Here is a 23147-nt window from a genome sequence, read left to right on the forward strand (position 1 = left end):
CCCCCCCCCCCCCCCCCCCCCCCCCCCCCCCCCCCCCCCCCCCCCCCCCCCCCCCCCCCCCCCCCCCCCCCCCCCCCCCCCCCCCCCCCCCCCCCCCCCCCCCCCCCCCACTGGTCTGCGGAGTGTTCTGAAAGCTGAGCCCGGCCCCGCCTGCAGTGACTCGGCTGCGAGCGGCCTGCGATGGGTCCGTTGTTGGTTGGGGCCGCTGGGCTGATGTGAGGGCACGTGGCCGTTGCGGGCCCTGGTCCTGGCGGCGGCCTCGGCGCTTTGCGCCTGCCGCCTTTGGGGACTGCGGGGCCGTGACGGCAGCTGCGGCGCTTCGCGCCTGCTGCCTGAGGTGACTTTGGGGTTGGGGTGAATTGAAGTTGAATACTTTTCCCGAGAAGTGAACGACCTATTTTGGACCCCCGAAGCATTGGCATATTTTGACCGCTATTTCCTGCGGCTTTGCTGCGCGAATCCTGCGGTTTTGTAATCAAAAAGTGTGGATGCTCCGGGGCCTCGTTTTTACTCGTTCACTTCTCGGGAAAAGTATTAGAGCTCAGCTGGCATGGGTACTGCCCTGGCGTCGAAGCCCCGCGTCTTCTCCGCTTGATTGGGGAAAGCGGCCTCGCTTAAGCAATTGCGTTCCTGCCCAGACGTATCTGCGGAGTTGTCTACACAATTCGCGGTATTATAGTGCGGAGTTTTGAAAGGAGCCGCTGGTGGTCACGACGACGTTTGCTTCGCCTTTGGGCGAAATCCTGCTTGCCGCTGATGGCCGCGGTCTGACGGGGCTTTGGTTTGAGGGGCAGGAGCACTTTGGCTCCACGCTTCTCCGGGAAGACTCCGAACATGTTGAAGGGGCCGATGCGGTTTCCGGTGCTGGTGGCATGTCGTCGGCGAGTCCGGCTCATGGTGTGGCTTCTTCGGTGCTTGAGCGTTCGTGGGCTTGGCTGAATGCTTATTTTGCAGGGCAGGAGCCTCTGTATACGCCGCCGTTGCATATGATCGGTACGGCGTTTCAGCGTGAAGTTTGGTTTGAGCTGCTTTCTATTCCGCGTGGCGAGGTCGCCACGTATGGCGAGATTGCGGCTCGTGTCGCCGCCCGCCATCGGGTGCCGGGGAACGAGGACCCCGTTGTGTCTCCTCGTACGGTGGGGGCTGCGGTCGCTCGCAACCCTATTTCGATTATCGTGCCGTGCCATCGCGTGGTGGCGGCCGACGGCTCGCTCAACGGATATGCCGGCGGCCTCAACCGCAAGGAGTGGCTGCTGCGGCTTGAGGGCGCGTACGAGGACTAGCGCTCGAACACTTTGCGTAACTAGGACGCCGCAAAAGGACGAGTCGCTGTCTTTTCGCGGCCGGCATGCGTCCAAGCGCTCGGCATCTGCGCCTTAAGTTTGGCTAAGCCATATCCTGCGTATTTAAAAACGCGCAGGTTGAGCAGCTAAGGCTGCGCTAAGGCAGCTGGCGGTGCGCTATCATCGGCAGTATCGAAACTTGTATAGCCGTGCGCCAAAGGAACAACTATGAAGCTGATGCTTGCCGAGGACGAACCCGGCCTCTCCCGCGCCCTTACCGCGATTCTTCAACATAGCGACTACGAGGTCGATACTGCGCTCGACGGTCTGACGGCGCTCGAATATCTGCTCGCCAACGACTATGACGCCGCGATTCTAGACATCATGATGCCCGGCATGGATGGCATCGAGGTGCTCAAGCGCGCACGCGCCGCCGGTAAGCGACTGCCCATCATCATGCTCACGGCAAAAAGCGAGGTGTCCGATAAGGTCGAGGGCCTGGATGCCGGCGCCAATGATTACCTGACTAAGCCGTTTGCCGCCAAGGAACTGCTTGCGCGCATTCGTGCTATGACACGCGCCGCGACGGCAATTGACGCCACGACGCTCAGCGTGGGCAACGTACGCCTCGACACGGCGGCTTGCACGCTTGTCGGTCCCTTGGGCGATGAGCACCTGGCCAATCGTGAGTTTCAGCTTATGGAGCTCTTTATGCGCAACGCCGGCACGCGCATGCCCACCGAACGTCTGATGCTCGAGGTTTGGGGCGAGGACGCGCCCGAAGGCGCCAACGTGGTGTGGGTCTACATCTCGTATCTGCGCAAAAAGCTGACGGCGCTGGGCGCCAACGTGGTCATTCGCGCATCGCGCAATCAGGGCTATTCGCTTGAGGTTATCGAGGAAGGCGAGCAGGTGTGAGCGTACGCGCGTGGTGCAAGCGCATGATGGCGAGGCTTGGTGTGGGTGCGAGCACGGGTGGCTCGGACCGCGCCGATGCCGCCAACGCGATGGGCCGCCGCCTGCGTCGCAAGTTTATCCTCGTTGCCATGGGCGCCGTGACCGTGGTGCTCACGCTCATCATCGCCGGCATCAACATCGTCAATTATTCGCATGTCTGCAAGATGGCCGACGCTCGCCTGGACTATATCCTGGCGGGCAAGGACGGTATCGATTGGGGGGACGAGCCTAAAGACGATCCCGCTAATGGCAAGGATGCCAGCGATAGCCAAGCGGGCGTTCGCATCAGGCACTTCGAAGGTATGACGGCGGAGTCTCCTTTTGACACGCGCTACTTTACGGTGACGATTGACGCCGGTCAGGTTGCCGATGTCAATACGGCCCGCATTGCCGCGGTGGGTGCCAAGCGCGCCGCCAGTATTGCCGCAAGGTTGCATTCCAAGGGTTGGGTCTCAGGTTTTTCTGGCAATTATCGCTACACGACTGACGTTCAAGACGATGAGACCACCTATGTGTTCGTTGACTGCTCGCGCGAGCTCGCAAGCTTTCATTCGTTTTTGAGCGCGAGCGTGGCAATCAGTTGCATTGGCTGGTTGGCGGTGCTGGCAATTGTGGCGGGTGCCTCGGGCGCGGTGATTCGACCGATGGTCGAGAGCTACAGCAAGCAAAAGCGTTTTATTACCGATGCGAGCCACGAGATCAAGACGCCGCTAGCTGTGATCGACGCCGCTAACGAAGTGCAGGAAATTGAGAGCGGCGAGAGCGAGTGGACACAGAGCATTCACGAGCAGGTTGCACGGTTGACGGCGCTCACGGAGCGTCTGGTGTTTTTGGCTCGCATGGACGAGGGCTCGGCGGGCTTTACCATGACAACGATCGATCTTTCGGAGGCAGTGGACAAGGCGGCGGCGCCGTTTGAGTCGGTGGCGGTTTCGCGTGGCAAGCGTCTGTCGACGTCGATCGCGAGCGGTGTGCGGGCCCATGCCGACGCTGCAGCGGTAGCGCAGGTGGTTGAGTTGCTGCTGGACAACGCCACACGCTATGCGAGCGAGGGCAGCGTGATTGAGCTGAGCCTGCGCGCAGCCTCGCGCGGTCGGGGTAAGGGCGCCGCCGAGCTTGTCGTATCGAACGCCGTGGACGGGCTGCCCGAAGGCGACCTGGACCGGTTGTTCGACCGCTTCTATCGTGCGGACGTATCGCGTAGCTCCAAGACAGGCGGCTCGGGCGTGGGCCTATCCGTGGTGCGCGCTATTGCCGAGGCCCATGGCGGGAGCGCTTCTGTCTGCGGCCGCGGCAACCAGATTACCTTCACCGTTCGCCTCTAAACCCTGCCAAATAGGGACAGGTTAATTTTGGCAAGTTTTATCTGGGGAAACGCCGGCGGGAGAGGGCGTGGGCGGAGGCTGTGTCCCGGTTGATGTCTCGGAATGGGACGTGCTTTCCGCGCGTCTGAGTCTGAGCCTCGGAACGGCGGCCTTCTACGCTCGCTCTTGCAGGGCGTAGATCGACTTATCCATGTTGAACAGGTAAGCCACGACGCAGACAATAAAGAACATCGGCAGATTACCAAAGCCGAAGACTTCGCAGCCAATAAGGATGGGTGCGAGCAGCGTATTGGTGGCGCTGCCAAAGACGGCTGCGTAGCCCAGCGCGGCGCAGAGTTCGGCGGGCATGCCGAGAATCCCGGCGAGTACGACGCCCAGGCTGGCTCCGATGGAAAACAGCGGCGTCACCTCACCACCCTGATATCCTGCGGCAAGTGTGGCGATGGTGAGTACGAATTTGAGCGCCCAGTCCCAAGGCATGATGGCGACCTTACCGTTACCGTTGAGCGCCGCCGATATCAGGTTGGTGCCAAGGCCGCAGTATCGACCCTGCCACAGTGCGAACAGAATCGCCGATAGCGCGATGCCGATAGCGACGATGCGCGCATAGGGGTTGGGGAGCAGCCGCGCCGCAAGGGTCTTGGCATGGGCAAGGCACCAGGCAAAGGCACCGCCTACCATGCCAAACGCGATGCCTAGTACCGCAAGCCGTCCAAGACCGGGGAGATCAAGCGCGCATGAGGCGACAACGGCGACCTCGAACTTCTCGAGTCCCAGGGCACCGGAGGTCATACTTGCGGCGAGCGAGGCTGTAAGCGCGGGAAACAGCGCGCGGTATTCCATGCGTCCTGCGACCAGTACTTCGATAGCAAAGACCGTGGCAGCAAGGGGCGTACGAAAGAGCCCGGCAAAGCCGGCGGCCATGCCGATAAGCAAAAACGTGTTGCCGGGGTCTCGGAAAGGTAGACGTCGGCCGATCCAATGTGAGACGGTTGCACCGATCTGCACGGCTACGCCCTCGCGTCCCGCACTGCCGCCAAAGAGGTGCGTCCCCCACGTGCTCAGCATAATGAGCGGCACCAAGCGCGGCGAGATGGCGTCCTCACGCCCGTGGCCTACGTCGAATACCAGGCTCATGCCGCGGTCGGTGCCCTTGCCCCAAGCGCGGTAGGCAAACACGATGGCAAGGCCCATAAGGGCGAGGAAGGGGATGAGCAGGGTGATGTGTTCGTCGCGGAAGGCGCCGATCGCCAAAAGCACGCGTCCAAAGAGCGCGCAGATGGCGCCAACGATGATACCGACGGGGATTCCGACGGCACCCATAAGCACAAGACCGCTATAGGTGTTGAGCAGACGTTTGATTCTGCTCGATGCGCTGCTTTCCGACACTTCTCCTCCAAAACAAAAAAGACTCCTGCCGCGGCGTGATGCCTAGGGGCATCACGTAACAGCAGAAGTCATCAGCAACAAGGCGGTTTAGGGTAACGCGGCAGCCTGGCTGGCGCGCCCAACGGAGACATTCATTCCGCAGTGGCATCATAGCGGTGGATACGGTTTGGGTCAAATGGTTGCCGTGGACAGTCCTGGTGCCTGCCCGCACCCCTCGTTTCCCCATATAAAACCTGCCAAAATAAACCTGTCCCTTTTTGGTCGGTGCGAAATGGGTAATACTAAAGAGTTATCCGACCAGATGGGAATTAATCGATGGCTTATATCGAATTCAAGGACGTCGTCAAAGCATACGGCGAGGGTGACGCCCGCATTCACGCGCTCGATGGCGCGAGCTTTACGGTCGAGCGCGGTGAGCTCGCCATTATCCTGGGTGCTTCGGGTGCCGGCAAGACCACGGCGCTCAACATTCTGGGCGGCATGGATACGGCGACTTCCGGCACCGTAACGGTGGATGGGCGCGACGTGAGTTCCGCCAATGAGGCGCAGCTCGTGGAATACCGCCGCGCCGACGTCGGCTTTGTCTTCCAGTTCTATAACCTGGTTCCCAACCTGACGGCGCTCGAAAACGTCGAGCTTGCGGCGCAAATCTGCCCCGATTCGTTCGATGCCGAGCAAACGCTTCGCCAGGTTGGCCTGGGCGAGCGCCTCGCCAACTTCCCCGCGCAGCTTTCGGGCGGCGAGCAGCAGCGCGTGTCCATCGCCCGCGCACTGGCCAAGAACCCCAAGCTGCTCCTGTGCGATGAGCCCACGGGTGCTCTCGACTACAAAACCGGCAAGCAGATTTTGCAGCTGCTGCAGGATACTTGCCGCAAGCAGGGCATTACGGTCATCATCATCACGCACAACTCCGCGCTCGCGCCCATGGCCGATCGCCTGATCTGCTTTAAGAGCGGTCGCGTGGAGAGCGAGACGGTCCAGCAAAATCCCGTGCCTATCGAGACGATCGAGTGGTAGCGCCCATGGACCAAGATCGCCAAAACGGCCAACGCCGCGACGCGCAGAACACGGAGCGCGAGCAGGATTTTACGACCTACCGCACTGCCCAAAGTTCAAACGACATGGTGCCGACGGTGTTTCGCCGCGGTGTTTACCGTACGATTCGCGGCAGCCTCAAACGTTTCTTGTCTATCGTCGTGATCACCGCGCTCGGCGTGAGCGTGATGTGCGGTCTTAAGGCGGGCTGCGAGGATCTGCGCGATTCGGTCGACGTCTATTTTGACCAGCAGAATGTCTATGACATTAACGTGCAGTCGACCTATGGCCTTACGCGCGACGATCTTGCGGCCATTCAAGAGGTCGACGGCGTCGAGACGGCCGAGGGCATCTACACCGAGACCGCCTACACCGCCGTGGGTACCACGCGCGAGCGTGTGGTCGTGCAGAGCCTTTCCAGGAAGAATATCGATCAACCGGTGCTGGTGAGCGGCGATTTGCCCGAGAGCGCCGGCGAGGTCGCGGTGACTTCGAAGTTCCTGAAGGCTTCGGGCAAAAAGCTCGGCGACACGGTGAGTTTTGCCGCCAATGACGCGAGCTCGTCGAACCAAAGCGCCAAGGACCAGTTTGCCGCGGGTGATTACACCATTACGGCCGAGGTCCTCGATCCTACTGATGTGAGCTCCGACTCGACAGTCAACGCCTTTCGCGCTGCTTCGGCTGCGGACTATAAGTTCTATGTGAGCGAGGATGCCGCGACATCTTCTTCCTACTCCGCGGTCCACGTGATCGTCGAGGGAGCCAAGAGCCTCAACTCCTATTCAGATGCCTACACGACAAAGATCAACGAGGTCAAGGGTAATATCGAGAAGATTCGCGACGAGCGTGAGAAGGTGCGCGCCCAAGAGCTGACGGTCGACGCGCCGGCAAGCTTGGATGCCTCCGAGCGCCAGGCGAATATGCTCTTTGGGATTGAGCAGGACAACATCAACCGCATGCCCCAGGGCAGTGAGGAGCGTGTTCGGGCTCAGGCCGATTTGGACCAGCGCCGCGCCGCCACCGACCAGCAGTTTGCCGATGCACGCGCCGAGCTTTCCGATCTGGGCGAATGCACTTGGTACATCCAGGATCGCGGTAACATCGCAAGCTACTCAAGCGTCGAGAGCGACAGCTCTTCGATTGAGGCCATCGCCACGGTTTTCCCATTTATTTTCTTCGTCGTAGCCGTGCTCATCAGCCTTACCACCGCTACTCGTATGGTCGAGGAGGAGCGCACGCTCATTGGCCTGTACAAGGCGCTCGGCTATTCACGCGGGCGAATCCTGTCCAAATACGTGGACTACTCGCTGTGGGCATGTCTGTTCGGCGGCGTACTCGGCAACATCATCGGATTTGTGGGGTTGCCGCTGTTCCTGTTTACGGTGTTCGACGACATGTACTCACTGCCCCAGATGCTGCTTTCGTACGACATCGTGTCCTCGATCGTCTCGGTGGCGCTGTTTACCGTGGGCGTGGTGGGTGCCACGATTATCGCCTGCCGCCACGAGATGGCCGAGACCCCAGCCTCGCTTATGCGTCCCAAGGCCCCGCGAGCCGGCTCTCGCATCTTGCTTGAGCGCATCGGCTTTATTTGGCGCCGCATGGGCTTTTTGAACAAGGTGACAGCGCGTAACCTGTTCCGCTACAAAAAACGTGCCTTTATGACCATCTTCGGTATCGCCGGCTGCACGGCGCTTGTGATCTGCGGTATGGGCATCCGCGATACGTCGGTGGCGCTTTCGCCCAAACAGTACGGGCATATCACGCGCTATGACTTGCTGGCGGTCGCTAATCCCGATGACTATGCTCAGACGTGTGCGGCGCTGGAAGAGCGTAGCGCGGCCAGCGACTCCGGCGTACGCGTGACCTCGACCCTGCCGATTATGACCGACAACGTCACCTTTACGTTTGGCGGTAAGAGCGAGACCGTACAGCTCATCGTGGTGCCCGATGACCGCACGAATGACCTGGACGATTACGTGCGCCTGGAGGATGAGTCCAAAGAACCGCTCGCCCTGCGTGACGGGGACGTGTATTTAAGCAAGAGTTCACAGCTGGTGCTGGGGATTCAGCCGGGCGATACGGCGCAGGTCCAGGATTCGTCGCTCAATGTTACCAAGGTCAAGGTTAGCGATATCTCGCTCAATTATTTGGGCAACACGCTTTATATGACGCAGGGCACCTATGAGCGCGCGTTCGGCCGAAGCGCGCGTCTTAACGGCATCTTTGTGCTGCTTAAGGGCTCGTCGGCCGACCAGATTGCGTTTAGCAAGAAGCTTAAGAGTGACGGTTGGCTTACGATTTCGAGTACGGCCGAGCATTGGGAGAACTATGAGTCGAACTTTACGATTATCAATTCGGTCGTAGTGCTTGTGACCTTTATGGCGGCGTGCCTGTCGTTTGTGGTGGTGTTTACGCTGTCTAATACGAATATTTCGGAGCGCGAACGCGAGCTGGCGACCATCAAGGTGCTGGGCTTCCGCCGTGGCGAGGTGCACCACTACGTCAATAAGGAGACGTTGATCCTTACGGCGATTGGCACCGCACTGGGCGTGCCGCTGGGTGGCCTGCTTGCCGAGAGCTTTACGTACGTTCTTCAGATGCCGTCGCTGTACTTTGATGTTGAGGTCGAGCCGCTGAGTTTCGTGCTCGCTGTGGTGCTTTCGTTTGGCTTTACGTTTATCGTCAACCTCGCCACCAACCGTACCCTCAACAAGATTGACATGGTCGGTGCCCTCAAGAGCGCCGAGTAACCTGTTCTTGGATTCAAGTTGTAGCGAGCTGTGACGTGCCGCAGTCGCTTTATTGCATAAACCGCCCCGCAGAATGCATATTTTGGCGGGGCGGTTGCTTTTTGCCCGCAGGTACCCCCAGGGGCGGCGTGCAAATTCCGGAGAATTCAGCATTCCGGAGTCCACGAGTATGGGAGCGGGCGCACAAAACTGCGCTGAAAGCCCTGATTCTGAGCTCCCAACGCCTCAAGAGCCGCTCGTTTTTACAAGATGCGGCCCATGGCGCCTGCCTTTCGCCCAAAATACAGTATGCAGGCACCCTCGGCTGCTGAAAACTCCCAAAAATGCACGGCGCCTCCTGCCCTAGGCACCCGCAGCAAGAAGTCGAATAGCCTCGGCGAGCATGTAAACGCAGGGCCCTCCGACCCCGACCGACGATTTCGATTGGCGACCTTTGGCGGAGTCAAGGGAGGAGCCAAATCGAAATACGTCGGGCGGGGTCGGAGGGCCCGATGGGATGGGTTTTCGGCCGAGGCTATTCGTCGCCGAAGCTGATGCCCAGCGCCTTGGCCTCGCGTACCAGGTCGCTCTGGGGATCGACAAACTTGAGCTTGCCGGCGACCTCCTCGAGCGGCATGTGGCACATCTTGCCGTCACGCAGGGCAATCATGTAGCCAAACTCGCCGCGTAGGCAGCCCAGTGCCGCCTCGACGCCGCACTGGGTCGCAAAGATGCGGTCCTGGGCGTCGGGCTGACCGCCGCGCTGCGTGTGGCCGGGGATGGCGACGCGGGTCTCGCGACCGGTCTTGGCCTCGATTTCCTTGGCAATGTCGTAGACAATCGACGGACTCGTGCGCTCGGCGAGCTTCTTCTTGTACTCCTTCTTGGGCAGCGCCGCGTCCTCCTTGGAGATAGCGCCCTCGGCGACGGCCACGATCGTAAAGCGGCTGCCGGTCTCCATGCGATGCTCGATGGTCTTGATGACGTTACCCATGTCGTAGGGAATCTCGGGAATCAGGATGACGTCCGCGCCGCCCGCGACGCCGGCGTACAGCGGGATCCAGCCAACCTTGTGGCCCATGATCTCGATAACGAACACACGGCCGTGACTCGAGGCGGTGGTGTGGATGTCGTCGATGCACTTGGTGGCGACGTCGATGGCGCTCGTAAAGCCAAACGTCATTTCGGTGCCCCAGGTGTCGTTATCGATTGTCTTGGGCAGAGCGATAACGTTGAGGCCCTCTTCGCGCAGGCGGTTGGCAGTCTTGGTGGAGCCGTTGCCGCCCAGCATAAACAGGCAGTCGAGTTGCAGCTTGTGATAGGTGTGGACCATCGCAGGCACCTTCTCGACACCGTCGGCCTCGGGAATGTCCAGGCGCTTGAACGGCGTGCGGCTCGTGCCCAAAATGGTGCCGCCGCGGGTAAGGATGCCGCTAAAATCGGCGGGCGTCATGACGCGGAACCTGCTGTAGATAAGGCCCTGGTAGCCGTCCTCAAAACCATAGATCTCGATAGGTTCTTCGCTATTGGTCATAAGCGTTTTGACGATGCCGCGCATGGTGGCGTTGAGCGCCTGACAGTCGCCGCCACTGGTAAGAAGACCGATCCTAAGCATGATGAATCCTTCCGGGCAAGTTATAACATGCGCATAAGTTTACCCCCGCACACTGTTGATACGGGGGTAAAACGTGTTAGCTCAAGCGTATAGAAATGTAAACAACGTCAGGCGAGCGTAAGGTCGACGGGCCTGGCTCCTTACAGTGCGAAGGCGTCGATGTCGCCCCAGTGGCGGCGCAGCGTAATAGCGGCGGCGGGTTCGGTATTGTCAAAGACGACCGACCATTGCGTATTGCTGGTGATGTCTTCCGGATTGGGCTCTTGCGCTGCGGCGCGCAGAGCTTCCCAGGCAATCGTTTCGTCCTGGGCACCGACATGGGCGTCAAGGACATCGGCAATTGCGACGGCGCGCTCTTTACCATGGCCCAGCTCGCCGTTCTTTTGGTTGGGCAGCACTTCGTCGCCATAGCAGGGGTAGAAGTTCGTAACCTGGCGTACAGGAGTCGCTTTGAAAGCGCGGTCCGGATCGTGCGGATCCCACTCTGCTACGCGCGCGTCACCGGTGGCGTCGTTGATAAAGAAGTGATAATCGCGTCCTGCCATGGCGTGCATGTCGTAGGCGGAAAGCAGGTCGACAGCTTCTTGCGTGGTGGCGGCACGGTCGAGTACCAGACGGATGGCGAGCGAGGTATTGATGACAGGGCGTTGCGTGTCCTGGTCACAGGGCTTGGAATCCAGGGTGAGCACGGCAACGGACACGCCGCATTCGTTAACACCGTCGAGCTGGGCAAACGGACCCATGAGTGCGGCGGCGCGTCCGGCGACGGAGTCAAGCGGAGTGTTATCGCCCAGGTTGTTAAGGGCGGCAAACCCGATGGAGGCATAGCCGCCGCGTGGGTGATTGCGCACCAGCAGCGCCGAGGTGTCGTCCTTAAAGTCGTAATTGCGACCGGTGCGCACGCGGCCTTCGGCATCTACGGCGACAAAAGCGCTGCAGGCAAACTGGGGAGCCTGGACATGTGCCGGCACACCGGGCAGCACCTGCGCCACCACGGCATCGATGTAGGCCTGGTCGTCGCGCACGCCAGCGGCGATGATGCGATCAAGATCGTAGTCGTAGGCGATGTCGATTGCGTACAGGTCATAGCCATCCGCGTAGCCGGTCAAGCGTTTGAGCGACGCGGCGGACTTGATTTGCTTGCGGTAAAGGATACCGGTGGCAGCGGCAAGGCCGACGGCGACTCCCGCGACACCGCAGGCGATGGCAATGTTACGTGGCTTCATGACGGCTCCTCTCGTCCTGTTAGCGTAATTATCGCAAAAGGAGCACGGGCATGATGGCTCAACCTGGTGAGTGGCACGGGATTAAACATGGAATGAAGAGTGCGGCGCTGGCGTGGCGGGGTATGCTGGAGGGGACCATCAACCCAGCGAAAGGGGAGAGTATGACGGATCAGGAAACGCCCGAACGCGCGCATGTGACGGCCGACGATATCGAGGCCGCCAACGACCTTATCGACTTTATCGAGGCGTGCCCCAGCATGTTCCATACGGCGGCGACCATTATGGCCGAGCTCGACGAGGCGGGCTTTACCTACCTGCCCGAGAATGCGGCATGGGACATCGAGCCGGGCGGGCGTTATTACACGCAGCGCAACACCTCGAGCGTTATCGCCTTTAAGGTGGGCGAGGACCTGGCCGCGACGTGGGGCGAGGACGGCGTTGCCGGTGACTATCATTTTCAGCTCACGGCGTCGCACAGCGATTCTCCGACGTTTAAGGTCAAGGCCGTGCCCGAGCTTGACGGCGCGGGCGAGACGCTGCGCCTGAACACCGAGGCCTACGGCGGCATGATCGACTACACCTGGTTCGATCGCCCGTTGGCGCTGGCTGGACGCGTGCTGGTGCGCGAGGGCGGCCGTATTGAGAGCCGCCTGCTTGCCACCGAGTGCGAGGTCGCTATCATTCCGAGCCTTGCTATCCATATGAACCGTGGCGTCAATGAGGGCTTTGCACCCAACCGCGCCGTCGACTTGTGCCCGCTCATCAGCGCCGGCGAGCTTAAGCAGGGCGACTTTGATGCTCTGATCGCCGACGAACTGGACGTCGAGCCCGAGCAGATTTTGGGCCGCGATCTGTTCCTGGTCAATCGTCAGGACGCGCGCATTTGGGGCTGGGCCGACGAGTTTATCTCGACGCCCAAGCTCGACGACCTAGCCTGCGCCTACACCTCGCTGCAGGCATTTTTGGGCGCCGAGAATGCGCATGACATCTCGGTCTTTTGCTGCTTCGACAACGAGGAGGTTGGCTCCGAGACAAAGCAGGGCGCCATGTCGACGTTCTTGGCCGATGCGTTGCGTCGCATTAACGGGTCGCTGGGCTTTGATGACGAGTCGTACCACCGTGCGCTTGCCGCCTCGATGCTCGTGAGCTGCGACAACGCGCACGCCGTGCATCCCAACCACGCCGAGAAGTGCGATGCTCACAACCAGGTCGTGCTCAACGGCGGTATCGTCATCAAGGAAGCCGCCAACCAGCACTACTGCACCGATGCCTTTAGCCGCGCAGTGTTCCAGGCCATCTGCGATGACGCAGACGTGCCCACGCAAGCCTTTGCCAACAAGAGCGATATGGCGGGTGGCTCCACGCTCGGCAATCTGTCCAATATGCAGGCGAGCATGCACGCCGTGGACGTGGGCCTGCCGCAGCTGGCCATGCACTCGAGCTACGAGACCGGTGGCGTGCGCGACGTGATGTACGCGATTCGTGCCCTCACGGCTTTCTACGAGCGCGACCTAAACATCAACGGTGCCGAAAGTGTGGAGTTGTAGCCATGGGCACCGAGGTCGACGAATCGGTTCGCGCTCCGGAGGACAGCCGCCCGTCTATCAGGCATTTCAGTCTTATGAATTCACTGCTCGCGGTGGTCAATCGAAGCCCCCACGACTCTATGGACAGTACACTCGCCCGCTATTTTCTGGAGCGGTTCGACCGACTCGCCGACCTCAACGTCTATGACGTAGCCGAGGAGTGCTATACATCGCGTTCGGGGATTCGGCGTTTCTGCCAATCGATTGGTTTGGATAACTTCTCGGACCTTAAATCTTATGCGTGGGAATGGTCGCGTCACCGCCGACTATTCTCACGCTATACCGACCATGAGAACTACCGGGACTATCTCGTTGCGGCGCTCGCCGAGATGGACCGTACGATTAACGAGGCTGTTTCCGAGGAGACGCTCGATCGTCTAGCGCGGCTGTTGCATCGGTCCAAGCGCATCGTGATCCTCACATCGGACTTTTCGAGCGGCGCAGTGAGACAGTTCCAACAGTCGATGCTCTACCTGCACAAAGTAATCGATATCGTCACCGATTCGACGGGCGATACCACTCAACTCGAAGCGTTGGCCGGCGACGACGTCCTCGTCGTCATCTCGGAGCACGGAAATTACGCACGTGCTGTTCGCACTGTTCTCGCGGATTCACCGGTCGTGAGCGTGCTCGTCACTGTCGATGCCGATGGCGAGACCATGGCGAACTTTGCATATGCCGTTCGCCTCTCTCCGGCGCCGGCAACGGAGGGACGCACCGTGTTCGCGCAGTACGGGATTACCTATCTCCTCGATCTTCTCTACAACCGATACTTTGTTCTTTATGGCGGTTCCGGGCTCGCTCGGTTCGCCTAGGGTCCAAATCCCGGACCCCGTGCCGAGAGGGGTCCGTTATATGATGCAGCCATCAGCAAGCGCGCGCTGAGATGCACTACATTAACGGTGAAGGGATAGGCTTCATGGCAGCCAAGAAAGACTATGCAGCGATGTGTTCGGCCATCGTGTCCGCATGCGGTGGCGAGCAAAATATTGCCAACGTCGCGCACTGCATGACCCGCTTGCGACTTCAGCTTAAAGATGCCAGTACGTTTGACGAGAACGCGGCAAAGGCGGTTTCCGGCGTGATCGGGCTCGTCGTCCAGAACGGTGAATATCAGTTTGTGATCGGACAGGATGTGCCGAGTCTTTACGAGGAGTTTCTCAAGATCGAGGGCATTGCGGCGGGCGGCTCGGTTGACGATCCGCAGACGGCAAAGGTCGACCACAAGGATCACGGAAGTGTCGTCAACGCTATCCTCTCATTCCTTGGCGGAACGTTTTCCCCGGTCATCCCGGTCATCGTCGCCGGTGGTCTGACGGGCGCAGTGCTCACGCTCCTCGTCAACTTCTGCGGCGTTTCGAGCGATTCGGGCACGTATCAGTTCTTTTCCTGCATCAACCAGGCGACATTCTATTTCCTGCCGGTCTTTATCGGCTTTTCCGCCGCCCAGCGTCTCAAGTCCAACGGTTATCTCGGCGCCTTCCTGGGCGCGGTGTTGCTCTTCTACACCATCGGTCAGGGCAATGATACCGTCTATGACTTCTTTGGTCTCGCCGTTCCCGCGGTGAGTTACAACTCCACGGTCTTCCCCGTCATCTTAGGCGTGCTGCTCATGAGCGTGGCTTACCGCTGGTTCCAGAGGGTTCTGCCCGAGGTTTTGCGCACGGTCTTCGTCCCGCTGCTCACCATGTTAGTGACCGTGCCTGTTACGTTGCTCGTCCTTGGTCCCATTGGCTACACTGCGGGCACTGTGCTTGCCGACGTGCTCATCAATGTCTATCGCGCTTGCCCTGCTGTAGCTGTCGCGTTCGTGGGTTGCTTCACCCCGTTCCTCGTCTTCTTTGGTATGAATAATGCGCTCTACCCGCTGCAGTTCATCCTTATGGCCGAGGTCGGTTCCGACCCGCTCATCTGTGCCGGCATGACCGCTGCCAACCTTGCCGTCGCCGGTGCGTGCCTTGCCGCCGCAGCCGTCGAGACCAAGGTGGAGGAGCGTTCCGTCGCGGTGGGCGCCGGCGTCACGGCTATGTGCTCTATTACCGAGCCGGGTGTGTACGGCGTGCTGTTCACCAAGCGTTTCCCGCTCGTGGGCGCCATGATCGGTGGCTGCATTGGCGGCATTATCGCCGGCATCACCGGCATGACGCAATACGTCATCACGGCGTGCAGCTTCATTGCTTTCCCGGCGTATATCGGTGCGGACGGTTCTCTCACGAATCTTGCGCTTGCACTTACGGTCATGGCTGTGTCTCTTGCCTGCGCCTTTGTGTCGACGTTTGTGCTCGGTAAGCGCGCCGCCATCAAGGAGCAGACCGCGGAATAACGGGGCCAACTTCTGTCAAATCGTCTGAGCCGGGCGCCTTTTCTTGGCGTCCGCCGCTCGGGTTCTGTCGATTTTGGAGACAACCATGGCATACACTACCACGGCTTTCCCGGAGGAGTTTCTTTGGGGCGCCGCTACGAGCGCCTACCAGGTTGAGGGCGCTGCGTATGAGGATGGCAAGAAGCCGTCTCAGCAGGACGTCATCAACCAGCACAGTTACGAGGAGCGCGGGTTTGCTACGGCCGATATTGCGAGCGACCACTATCATCATTTCCGTGAGGATGTGGCGCTCATGGCCGAGATGGGACTCAAGGCGTACCGCTTCTCGATTGCTTGGTCGCGCGTGATCCCCGACGGAACGGGTGCCGTCAACCCGGCTGGTATCAAGTTCTATCATGACCTGATTGACGAGCTTTTGACGCACGATATTGAGCCGATCGTGACGCTCTACCACTATGATCTGCCTTGGGCGCTTGTGGAGCGTTACGGCGGTTGGATTTCACGCCAGGTGGTCGACGACTTTGAGGCCTACGCCCGTTTTGTGATTAACGAGTTCAAAGGCCAGGTCAAGTATTGGACGACTATTAACGAACAATCGATTATCGTTCAATACTGGACGCAGAAGTGCTATATCCCCGAGGAGCTGCGGGGCGACAACCAGCTGCGCTACCAGATTAACCATCACATGAACTTAGCGCATGCCGTAGCGTGCAACTTGGTTCACGAGCTCGTGCCCGACGGCATGGTGGGGTCGGTGATCGGCTATTCGCCCATTTACCCCCTGACCTCCCATGCCGAGGACGTGATGGCCGCGCAGAACGCGCACGACCTGCGCAACGGCTATTACCTGGATATCTACTTCAAGGGCCACTACACAGATTCTGCCATGGCCTATCTTGAACGTCACGGTTTGGCGCCCAAGATCGATCCGGGCGATATGGAGCTCATTGCGAGTGGCACGTCTGACATGCTCGGCATCAACTACTATGCGAGCGAATGTGCGCGATGGTGTCCCGACGACGGTTCCAAGCAGATGCGCTGGAACGGGGTGAACCTCACCGGTAAGAAAGGTGACATCAACGGGTTCGAAACCCATCCCGGGTTCTACGAGATGTGCAAAAATCCCAACCTCGATACGAACGATTGGGATTGGGCGATCGATCCGATTGGTCTTGAGTACCTGCTGCGCGATATCTATATGCGCTACAACAAGCCGCTCATGGTGTGCGAGAACGGGTTGGGAGCGTTCGATGAACTCACGGCGGATGGCCGTGTGCATGACCCGTACCGAATCGACTACCTGGAGAAGCATATCGCGGCCATGAAGCGTGCCATGGATTACGGCGTAGAGATGCTTGCTTATTGTCCGTGGTCAGCGCTCGACCTGCTGTCGACGAGCAACGGCGTCAAGAAGCGCTACGGCTTTATCTACGTCGATCGTACCGATGACGACCCGCGCGAATGCAAACGTTACCGCAAGGATTCTTTTGCCTGGTACAAGGATGTTATCGAGCGCAATGGTGCCGGCCTGAGCTTGTAATTAAAACGATCGTCGATGTTATGGGTTGCATGTTCGTAAAAGAGAAGGCCGACGCCCATTTGGGCGCCGGCCTTTTTAGTGTTCGATCCAGCAGCGGAGCGTCTCGCCGGCCTGCAGGTGACGCAGGTTCTCTGCGGCAATGTCGACCACATTGTTGAGCGTAGCCTCCAAGTGAAACCAGCCCGAGACATGCGGCGTGATGAGCATGTTGGGTGCATCCCACAGCGGGCTTGTGGCGGGCAGCGGCTCGGGATCGGTGACGTCGACCGCGGCGCCGGCGAGATGTCCCGATTCCAGAGCGGCAACCAGGTCGTCGGCGACCACAAGATCGCCGCGGCCGCCGTTGGCAAAGAACGCGCCCGGTTTCATCGCGGCGAAGAACTCGGCGTTCGCCAGACCGCGGGTCTCGGGCGTGCTGGGCATAAAGGATGCGACGATGTCGGCCTCTGCCAGGCGCTCAGACAGGGCATCCATGCCGTCCATGTCCTCAAACACAATGGGGTAGACGAGCGGATGGCGCTTGATGCCGCGGACATGCGCACCCATGCTGCGGCAGAGCGTGGCAAAGTGGCCACCGATATCGCCTGCGCCCAGCACCAGCACGTTGGCGTTTTTGAGCGAGGTGACCGGCCCCAAATCCTCCCAGCGATGCTCGCGCTGCAAGTCGTGATAGCCGGGCAGGCGCTTCATCATGGAAAGGACCATGGCAAACATGTGCTCGCTCACGGCCTGACCGTAGGCGCCGATCGAGCAAGACAGCTTGGCTTCAGCCGGCACGGTGCCGGCGGCAAGGTAGTCGTCATAGCCGGCGGTCTGCAATTGCAACAGTTGGAGATGGTCGCATGCCGTGAGCATGTCGGGGTCGATGTTGCCCAGGATCACGTCGGCATCGGCGACCTGTTCGCGCGTGATGTCGCCAGCGCTCGTGTAGATAAAATCCTCGCCCGGAGCGCTCGACTCAAGAATTGCACGATGGCGGTCGTTGACGGGCAGCAAAACCAGGATGTTCACAAGCATTCCTCTCCGCTCAACCTGCCAAAAAGGGACAGGTTTATTTTGGCAGGTTTTATCAGGCAAAACGTTCAAATAAAACGCCGGATGCAAGACGAGCGTGCCCGTCAGCATCTGGCGCATCTACGGCTACCAGCTCAGCAGATCGTAGCCGTCCTCGGTCACCACGAGCTGTACCTCGCACTGGGCCGAGTCGCTGCCGTCCTTGGTGCGCACGCACCACCCATCGCCCTTGCTAATCTTAATGTCGGGTGCTCCGGCGTTGACCATGGGCTCGATAGTAAAGACCATGCCCGGAACCATGATAGTGTCCACGTCGGGCGCCTCGGTGGTAAAGCCCACAAACGGGTCCTCGTGGAACTCCTTGCCAATGCCGTGGCCACCGTACTCGCGCACCACGCTAAAGCCGGCGTCCTCGACCGTCTTTTGAACGGCCTCGGCCATCACGGAGAGCGGCAGCCATGGCTTGACGGCTGCCAGACCCGCCTCCACGCTGGCGCGGGTGACGTCGACCAAGCGCTGGCGCTCGGCCGAGACCTTGCCGATGCAGAACATGCGGCTCGAGTCGCTAAAATAGCCGTCTAAGATCGTTGAGCAGTCCACGTTGATGATGTCGCCCTCGTGCAGTACGTCCGTATCGCAGGGAATGCCGTGGCAGACTACGTCATTGATCGAGGTGCACACGCTCTTGGGGTAGCCCTCGTAGTTGAGGTCGGCCGGCGTTCCACCATGCTCGACGGTGTAGTCGTAGATCATCTGGTCGATCTGATTGGTGGTCATGCCCGCGGCGATATGCTCACCCACATAATCGAGCACGCCCACGTTGATGGCGGCCGAGCGCTTGATGCCCTCGATATCGGCAGGCGTCTTATAGAGCGTGCGGGGCAGGACGTTCCAGCCCTCTTCCCACAGGCGCTCGAGGCGCTCATCAAAGGAGCTATGACATTTCTTGTATTTTTTGCCGCTGCCGCACCAGCAATCGTCGTTGCGGCCGGGTACGGGTCCTTTGTCATACATGGCTAACTTCCTTTCATCCGAGGCTAGTATAGCCCACCCGCAGAGCAGCTAATTTGGGACGGGGCTTTTTTGACTGCTTTTGTCCGCGCGGCCTTGCGCCGCCCATATCGCTCCCAAAAGCAGTCAAAAAAGCCCCGTCCCAAATTAGCTGCTCTTGGGCAGACGGGTGCTAGTAACTCACCTGGCAGGGGATGCCGAGGGCTTGGACGCGCGCGGCAATGGCGTCGAGCACCTCAGGCGCCGCTTTAGCAAGGCCGGCGACTGGCGTCTCGCGTGCCACCGTGTAGATGGTCGCCTCCTGCGGACGAATGCGCTCGAGCGCCGCAAGCCAAGGGCCGACGTATTCGTCGCCCGTGTTGTCAATAGACTTGCCTTGGTACTCGCCGGTTAGGAATAGCGTCTGAATGATAACGTGGCCATCAAAGCTCGCGAACGTCTCGATCTGGTGCTCGACGTCGTAGGGACCAACGGGCTGGTCGAGCAGCTGGATAAATGCCGGATCGACCGTATCGAGCTTGAGGATGTTGTCGTCGACCATCATGAGCGCATCATGCACCTGGGGACGGTCGGCGCGCGTGCCGTTGGAAAGCACGGCAATCTTGGTGTTCGGGGCCAACTGGTCGCGAAGCGCGACAGCGCCGGCGATAGCCTGCGGGAACTCCGGTGCGGCGGTGGGCTCGCCGTTGCCGGCAAACGTGATTACATCGGGCAGCTCACCCTCGACCGTCATCTCGCGTAGTTTGGCTTCGAGTGCATCGAGCACCACGGCAGCCGTGTTGTGTGGCTCGTGGCAGGGGCGTTCGGCGTTGAGTCCGTTTTCGCAGTAAATGCAGTCAAAGGTGCAAATCTTGCCGCTGGCAGGCATCATGTTGACGCCGAGCGAGAGTCCAAGGCGTCGGCTGCGGACAGGCCCAAAGATGGGGCTGGCATTCAAAAACGTAGACATAGGCATATGCTCCTCGGGACAGTTGCACTTAAGCATAGCATTGGCCCCCGTGCCAATCGCGGGTCTGGACACTGTTGTCTAAGCCGAAACTGTGCAGCCTGGTGAGTTTTCGGAACCCTATCATGAAAGGGTGCGAGTCGGGTACAGTAAACGCATTTAAGTATGCGCAACATGGCGCCAGACTGTCCAAGTCGCACCTCGGTGTGGCCTGATGGCGTTGACGATAGGATCACAACATGGATTTTACGGTCGAAAATGCGGGCACCACGATTGCCTGCCGCGAGTATGCCGGCCCGGATGTATCGTCCGATGCGCCCGCCTTGGTGTGCGTGCACGGTGCGTGCGTCGACGGCACATTTTTTGACGGCATCGCCCGCGAGCTCGCCTGTGGCTATCGCGTCATTGCCTATGACCGCCGTGGTTGCGGCGAGAGCGACGATGCGGCAGACGGGCGCTACGATCTGGCAGTTCAGGCTGCCGACCTGCGAGCTGTTATCCAACATGTCGGCGCCCCGGCAAATGTCCTCGCGCACAGCGCTGGCACGCTCGTTGCCCTTGAGCTCCTTCATGCGGATGCGGCGGCAGTATCGTCTGCGATTTTGCATGAGCCGGCCGTGACAGGCGAGGGCGTTGGCTTGGGCGCAGCCCCGGTTTTGCTCGAGATGGTTGCGGCGGGGAAAGTTTCGAGGGCGCTGAGGGTCTTCTTGGGCGCTATTGGAGACCCCGACCCTGAAGCTCCCGGTATAACCAAAGCGGAAGCCAAATATGCTATGCGCAATGGACGTGGCTTTATGGCGAACGAGTATGGACTTGTCATGACGTATGGTCCCGATTGGGATCGAGTTCGCGCATCAAAAACCGTTGCCGCCGTCTGCTTGGGAGAGCTTTCGGCCGATACGTCCCGCGCGGCAGGTGCACGAGCGGCTGCGGAGTTACTGGGCTGCCCCGTTGTAACAATTCCGGGCGCGCATAACGGTCTTCGAGATCGACCGGTCGCAGCCGCCAACGCCGTCCGCGCCATTCTAAGCCGCTGATGCGTCGGTGACTCATACAGGAGAATCAATAAACATTGGTGTCCTGCAATAAATCAATCTTGAGCTGCGTGTTCGCAGAGGTAATTGACCCATTCTATTGCTATTAAAAATATTACAACAATTGTGCACCTGCCTGCTCTGCAAGATGTTACTCTAGTAACGTTTAACGGACGTACCGTTGCCAGGCCAACGACGGAAAAGGCCGTATATGCTCAATAAATATGGGGGTAATCTTACCGACAGCGAGGCCGCCGCCAAGGTCGCCCGTGTCGAGAAGATTTACCCCATGGTGCGCCTGCTTTCTGCCGAACAGATTAATAACGAGCATAACTGCCTGTTCTTTGGCGATCAGTGCCCTTGCTTGCGTCAGGTTTGTCGCAAGGTGCTCGGGGGTTCCGATGAAGTGTCTGAGCGACTGACGGGCGACGGTATCGAATACTGTGCTTCCGTGCGTCCCGTGACGGTTGAAGGCGAGCGACGCGTTTTACTTGTGGCACGCCCGGTCAATGAGCAAGAGGTGGCAGATGAGGAGGCGGCCTACACCGATGTGGTGACGGGCGTTCGCAATCGTCGCTACTTTGATGAAAGACTCCGCACGCACCATGTATCCGGTGGCGTGGCGATCGTTGACCTCGATGATTTTAAGATGGTCAACGACGCTTATGGCCATCGTGTCGGCGATTTGGTGCTTGGCGTCGTCGCGGCCGTTATACGCGATAACATTCACTCGACCGATCTGCTTGTGCGCTATGATTGCGACGAGTTTGAGGTCGTCATGCCCGATATTGCCCCCGATGATTTTGCTCGGCGTTTGCACCATGTGTCGGAGGCCATTCGCTCTGCTGTTGTACCGGGGAATGAGGAGATCGACCTATCGGCCTGTGCGAGCGGCGTTCGTGTGAGCGGTGAGACGATCGAGGAAGGCGTGCATCGCGCAGCCACTCTCTTGAATCGTGCGAAGATCAGACGCGGCACGGTTGTGACGGATGCCGATGCAAGCGAGACGATCAGGAGCCAAAAGCCCCTGGTGCTGATTGCCGACGATTCCAAAGTGAGCCGGTCCATCCTCGGTGAGATGCTCAAGGACGACTATCGCATTCTAGAAGCCGATAGCGGTCGCGCCACGCTCGATGCGGTTGACCGTTATGGTGGCGACCTGTCCCTCGTGCTGCTCGATATTGTCATGTCGGACATGAGCGGCTGTGAGGTGCTGGCCGAGCTTTCGCGTCAGGCAGCCCTCGATAGCCTACCTGTTATTATGATCTCGAGCGAAGATACCGACGACGCGGTGTTACGTGCTTACGATTTGGGCGCCTCGGACTATATCAGTCGCCCGTTCGATGACCGCATTGTGCGTCGTCGCGTCAACAATATTATTCGACTGTATGCCAAACAGCGTCGTCTGACGAGTCTGCTGTCGCAGCAGTACAATGCGCGCGTCAATAACAGCCGTATACTCGTCGACATCATGGCGAGCGTCATGGAAGTCCGTAATGGCGAAAGCGGCAGGCATGTCACGCATATCGAGAAGTTGACTGAGCTGCTGCTTGGCGACTTGGCGCGACGGAGCGACAAGTACTCTCTTGGCAACGAGGAGCGTTCTTCGATTGCGTTGGCGTCGGCGCTGCACGATATCGGCAAGATGTCGATCGACGATGCGATTCTCAACAAGCCCGGACGTCTGACGCCCGAAGAGTTTGAAATAATGAAGACGCATACTACCATTGGCGCCGACATGCTGCGCAATCTGGGCAGAAACCATGAAGGAAGTGCCCTTTTGGACTATGCGTACCAAATCGCCCGCTGGCATCATGAACGTTGGGATGGTACGGGCTATCCTGACGGTCTTAAGGGCGACGATATCCCCATTGCCGCTCAGGTGGTCTCGGTGGCCGATGTGTACGATGCGTTGACGAGCGTGCGTGTGTACAAGGACGCCATTTCGCAAGAAGAGGCGATTCGGATGATTCTGGACGGTGAGTGCGGCGCTTTCAATCCGCTGCTTATCGAGTGTCTGCTCGAAGTGCGCGATCGCATTGCCGAGACGCTGGAGCGCCCTGCGGACGTTGTCGCGTTCCCTTCGGTTTAAGCTAGGCAAAGGGACGCCCCGTCGGACCATGTGGCCGGC

Annotated in this window: 17 protein-coding genes; 11 read left to right on the top strand and 6 right to left on the bottom strand. The window is 59.6% G+C overall.

Annotated features, from left to right (window positions below; genetic code table 11):
• Positions 1–704: 704 nt before the first annotated feature.
• The 3 genes from ACTNB2_RS07380 to ACTNB2_RS07390 all read left to right on the top strand — a co-directional run bounded on the left by ACTNB2_RS07380 (position 705) and on the right by ACTNB2_RS07390 (position 3565).
• Complete coding sequence (locus ACTNB2_RS07380; protein ID WP_441040811.1) at positions 705–1283, top strand: methylated-DNA--[protein]-cysteine S-methyltransferase; 579 nt, start codon at positions 705–707, stop codon at positions 1281–1283.
• 228 nt (positions 1284–1511) lie between these two features.
• Positions 1512–2201 carry a response regulator transcription factor gene (locus ACTNB2_RS07385; RefSeq protein ID WP_441040808.1) on the top strand — a complete coding sequence of 230 codons (690 nt, stop codon included), beginning with the start codon at positions 1512–1514 and terminating at the stop codon, positions 2199–2201.
• Positions 2198–3565 (top strand): sensor histidine kinase, encoded by a 1368-nt coding sequence (locus tag ACTNB2_RS07390; RefSeq protein ID WP_441040806.1) that lies wholly within the window; start codon positions 2198–2200, stop codon positions 3563–3565. The genes ACTNB2_RS07385 and ACTNB2_RS07390 overlap by 4 nt, the downstream gene beginning before the upstream one ends.
• A gap of 153 nt (positions 3566–3718) precedes the next feature.
• Here ACTNB2_RS07390 and ACTNB2_RS07395 read toward each other — a convergent pair whose 3' ends face one another.
• On the bottom strand, positions 3719–4954 hold the full coding sequence (locus tag ACTNB2_RS07395; protein WP_441040804.1) for a chloride channel protein: 1236 nt from the start codon (positions 4952–4954) through the stop codon (positions 3719–3721).
• A gap of 315 nt (positions 4955–5269) precedes the next feature.
• Between ACTNB2_RS07395 and ACTNB2_RS07400 the strand changes: the two genes are divergently transcribed.
• Positions 5270–5971: an ABC transporter ATP-binding protein gene (locus tag ACTNB2_RS07400; protein WP_427718202.1), complete on the top strand. Its 702-nt coding sequence runs from the start codon at positions 5270–5272 to the stop codon at positions 5969–5971.
• 5 nt (positions 5972–5976) lie between these two features.
• A complete protein-coding gene (locus ACTNB2_RS07405) occupies positions 5977–8742 on the top strand; it encodes an FtsX-like permease family protein (RefSeq protein ID WP_441040802.1) in 2766 nt (921 codons plus the stop codon).
• Positions 8743–9256: 514 nt separating this feature from the next.
• Here ACTNB2_RS07405 and ACTNB2_RS07410 read toward each other — a convergent pair.
• Positions 9257–10336 carry a 6-phosphofructokinase gene (locus ACTNB2_RS07410; protein WP_154514896.1) on the bottom strand — a complete coding sequence of 360 codons (1080 nt, stop codon included), beginning with the start codon at positions 10334–10336 and terminating at the stop codon, positions 9257–9259.
• 140 nt (positions 10337–10476) lie between these two features.
• Positions 10477–11562, bottom strand: coding sequence for a carcinine hydrolase/isopenicillin-N N-acyltransferase family protein (locus ACTNB2_RS07415; protein ID WP_441040800.1), 1086 nt, complete (start codon positions 11560–11562; stop codon positions 10477–10479).
• A gap of 161 nt (positions 11563–11723) precedes the next feature.
• Here ACTNB2_RS07415 and ACTNB2_RS07420 point away from each other — a divergent pair, with 161 nt between their 5' ends.
• From ACTNB2_RS07420 to ACTNB2_RS07435, 4 genes are all read left to right on the top strand, one after another.
• On the top strand, positions 11724–13109 hold the full coding sequence (locus tag ACTNB2_RS07420; protein WP_441040798.1) for a M18 family aminopeptidase: 1386 nt from the start codon (positions 11724–11726) through the stop codon (positions 13107–13109).
• Positions 13110–13228: 119 nt separating this feature from the next.
• Entirely contained in the window at positions 13229–13963 is a 735-nt protein-coding gene (locus ACTNB2_RS07425) for a MurR/RpiR family transcriptional regulator (RefSeq protein ID WP_441044909.1), read from the top strand.
• 104 nt (positions 13964–14067) lie between these two features.
• Positions 14068–15471 (top strand): PTS transporter subunit EIIC, encoded by a 1404-nt coding sequence (locus tag ACTNB2_RS07430; protein ID WP_441040794.1) that lies wholly within the window; start codon positions 14068–14070, stop codon positions 15469–15471.
• 85 nt (positions 15472–15556) lie between these two features.
• Positions 15557–17011: a glycoside hydrolase family 1 protein gene (locus ACTNB2_RS07435; RefSeq protein WP_441040792.1), complete on the top strand. Its 1455-nt coding sequence runs from the start codon at positions 15557–15559 to the stop codon at positions 17009–17011.
• 75 nt (positions 17012–17086) lie between these two features.
• Here the strand turns inward: ACTNB2_RS07435 and ACTNB2_RS07440 are convergent, their stop codons facing one another.
• The 3 genes from ACTNB2_RS07440 to ACTNB2_RS07450 all read right to left on the bottom strand — a co-directional run bounded on the left by ACTNB2_RS07440 (position 17087) and on the right by ACTNB2_RS07450 (position 19985).
• Positions 17087–18028, bottom strand: coding sequence for a D-2-hydroxyacid dehydrogenase (locus ACTNB2_RS07440; RefSeq protein WP_441040790.1), 942 nt, complete (start codon positions 18026–18028; stop codon positions 17087–17089).
• A 123-nt stretch (positions 18029–18151) separates the two neighbouring features.
• On the bottom strand, positions 18152–19039 hold the full coding sequence (gene map / locus ACTNB2_RS07445; RefSeq protein WP_441040789.1) for a type I methionyl aminopeptidase: 888 nt from the start codon (positions 19037–19039) through the stop codon (positions 18152–18154).
• 169 nt (positions 19040–19208) lie between these two features.
• Positions 19209–19985 carry a radical SAM protein gene (locus tag ACTNB2_RS07450; RefSeq protein WP_441040787.1) on the bottom strand — a complete coding sequence of 259 codons (777 nt, stop codon included), beginning with the start codon at positions 19983–19985 and terminating at the stop codon, positions 19209–19211.
• Positions 19986–20221: 236 nt separating this feature from the next.
• Here ACTNB2_RS07450 and ACTNB2_RS07455 point away from each other — a divergent pair, with 236 nt between their 5' ends.
• Both ACTNB2_RS07455 and ACTNB2_RS07460 read left to right on the top strand, forming a co-directional pair.
• Positions 20222–21019, top strand: coding sequence for an alpha/beta fold hydrolase (locus tag ACTNB2_RS07455; RefSeq protein ID WP_441040785.1), 798 nt, complete (start codon positions 20222–20224; stop codon positions 21017–21019).
• A 208-nt stretch (positions 21020–21227) separates the two neighbouring features.
• Positions 21228–23108, top strand: a complete 1881-nt coding sequence (locus ACTNB2_RS07460) for a diguanylate cyclase (protein WP_441040783.1) — start codon at positions 21228–21230, stop codon at positions 23106–23108.
• Positions 23109–23147: the final 39 nt, after the last annotated feature.

Source organism: Collinsella sp. HCP28S3_G2, assembly GCF_052065125.1.
Lineage (GTDB): Bacteria > Actinomycetota > Coriobacteriia > Coriobacteriales > Coriobacteriaceae > Collinsella.

Coding starts and splice junctions, on each gene's coding strand:
- ACTNB2_RS07385 (WP_441040808.1), top strand. CDS start 1,512: ATGAAGCTGATGCTTGCCGAGGACGAACCCGGCCTCTCCCGCGCCCTT.
- ACTNB2_RS07400 (WP_427718202.1), top strand. CDS start 5,270: ATGGCTTATATCGAATTCAAGGACGTCGTCAAAGCATACGGCGAGGGT.
- ACTNB2_RS07405 (WP_441040802.1), top strand. CDS start 5,977: ATGGACCAAGATCGCCAAAACGGCCAACGCCGCGACGCGCAGAACACG.
- ACTNB2_RS07410 (WP_154514896.1), bottom strand. CDS start 10,336: ATGCTTAGGATCGGTCTTCTTACCAGTGGCGGCGACTGTCAGGCGCTC.
- ACTNB2_RS07415 (WP_441040800.1), bottom strand. CDS start 11,562: ATGAAGCCACGTAACATTGCCATCGCCTGCGGTGTCGCGGGAGTCGCC.
- ACTNB2_RS07420 (WP_441040798.1), top strand. CDS start 11,724: ATGACGGATCAGGAAACGCCCGAACGCGCGCATGTGACGGCCGACGAT.
- ACTNB2_RS07425 (WP_441044909.1), top strand. CDS start 13,229: ATGGACAGTACACTCGCCCGCTATTTTCTGGAGCGGTTCGACCGACTC.
- ACTNB2_RS07430 (WP_441040794.1), top strand. CDS start 14,068: ATGGCAGCCAAGAAAGACTATGCAGCGATGTGTTCGGCCATCGTGTCC.
- ACTNB2_RS07435 (WP_441040792.1), top strand. CDS start 15,557: ATGGCATACACTACCACGGCTTTCCCGGAGGAGTTTCTTTGGGGCGCC.
- ACTNB2_RS07440 (WP_441040790.1), bottom strand. CDS start 18,028: ATGCTTGTGAACATCCTGGTTTTGCTGCCCGTCAACGACCGCCATCGT.
- map (WP_441040789.1), bottom strand. CDS start 19,039: ATGTATGACAAAGGACCCGTACCCGGCCGCAACGACGATTGCTGGTGC.
- ACTNB2_RS07450 (WP_441040787.1), bottom strand. CDS start 19,985: ATGTCTACGTTTTTGAATGCCAGCCCCATCTTTGGGCCTGTCCGCAGC.
- ACTNB2_RS07455 (WP_441040785.1), top strand. CDS start 20,222: ATGGATTTTACGGTCGAAAATGCGGGCACCACGATTGCCTGCCGCGAG.
- ACTNB2_RS07460 (WP_441040783.1), top strand. CDS start 21,228: ATGCTCAATAAATATGGGGGTAATCTTACCGACAGCGAGGCCGCCGCC.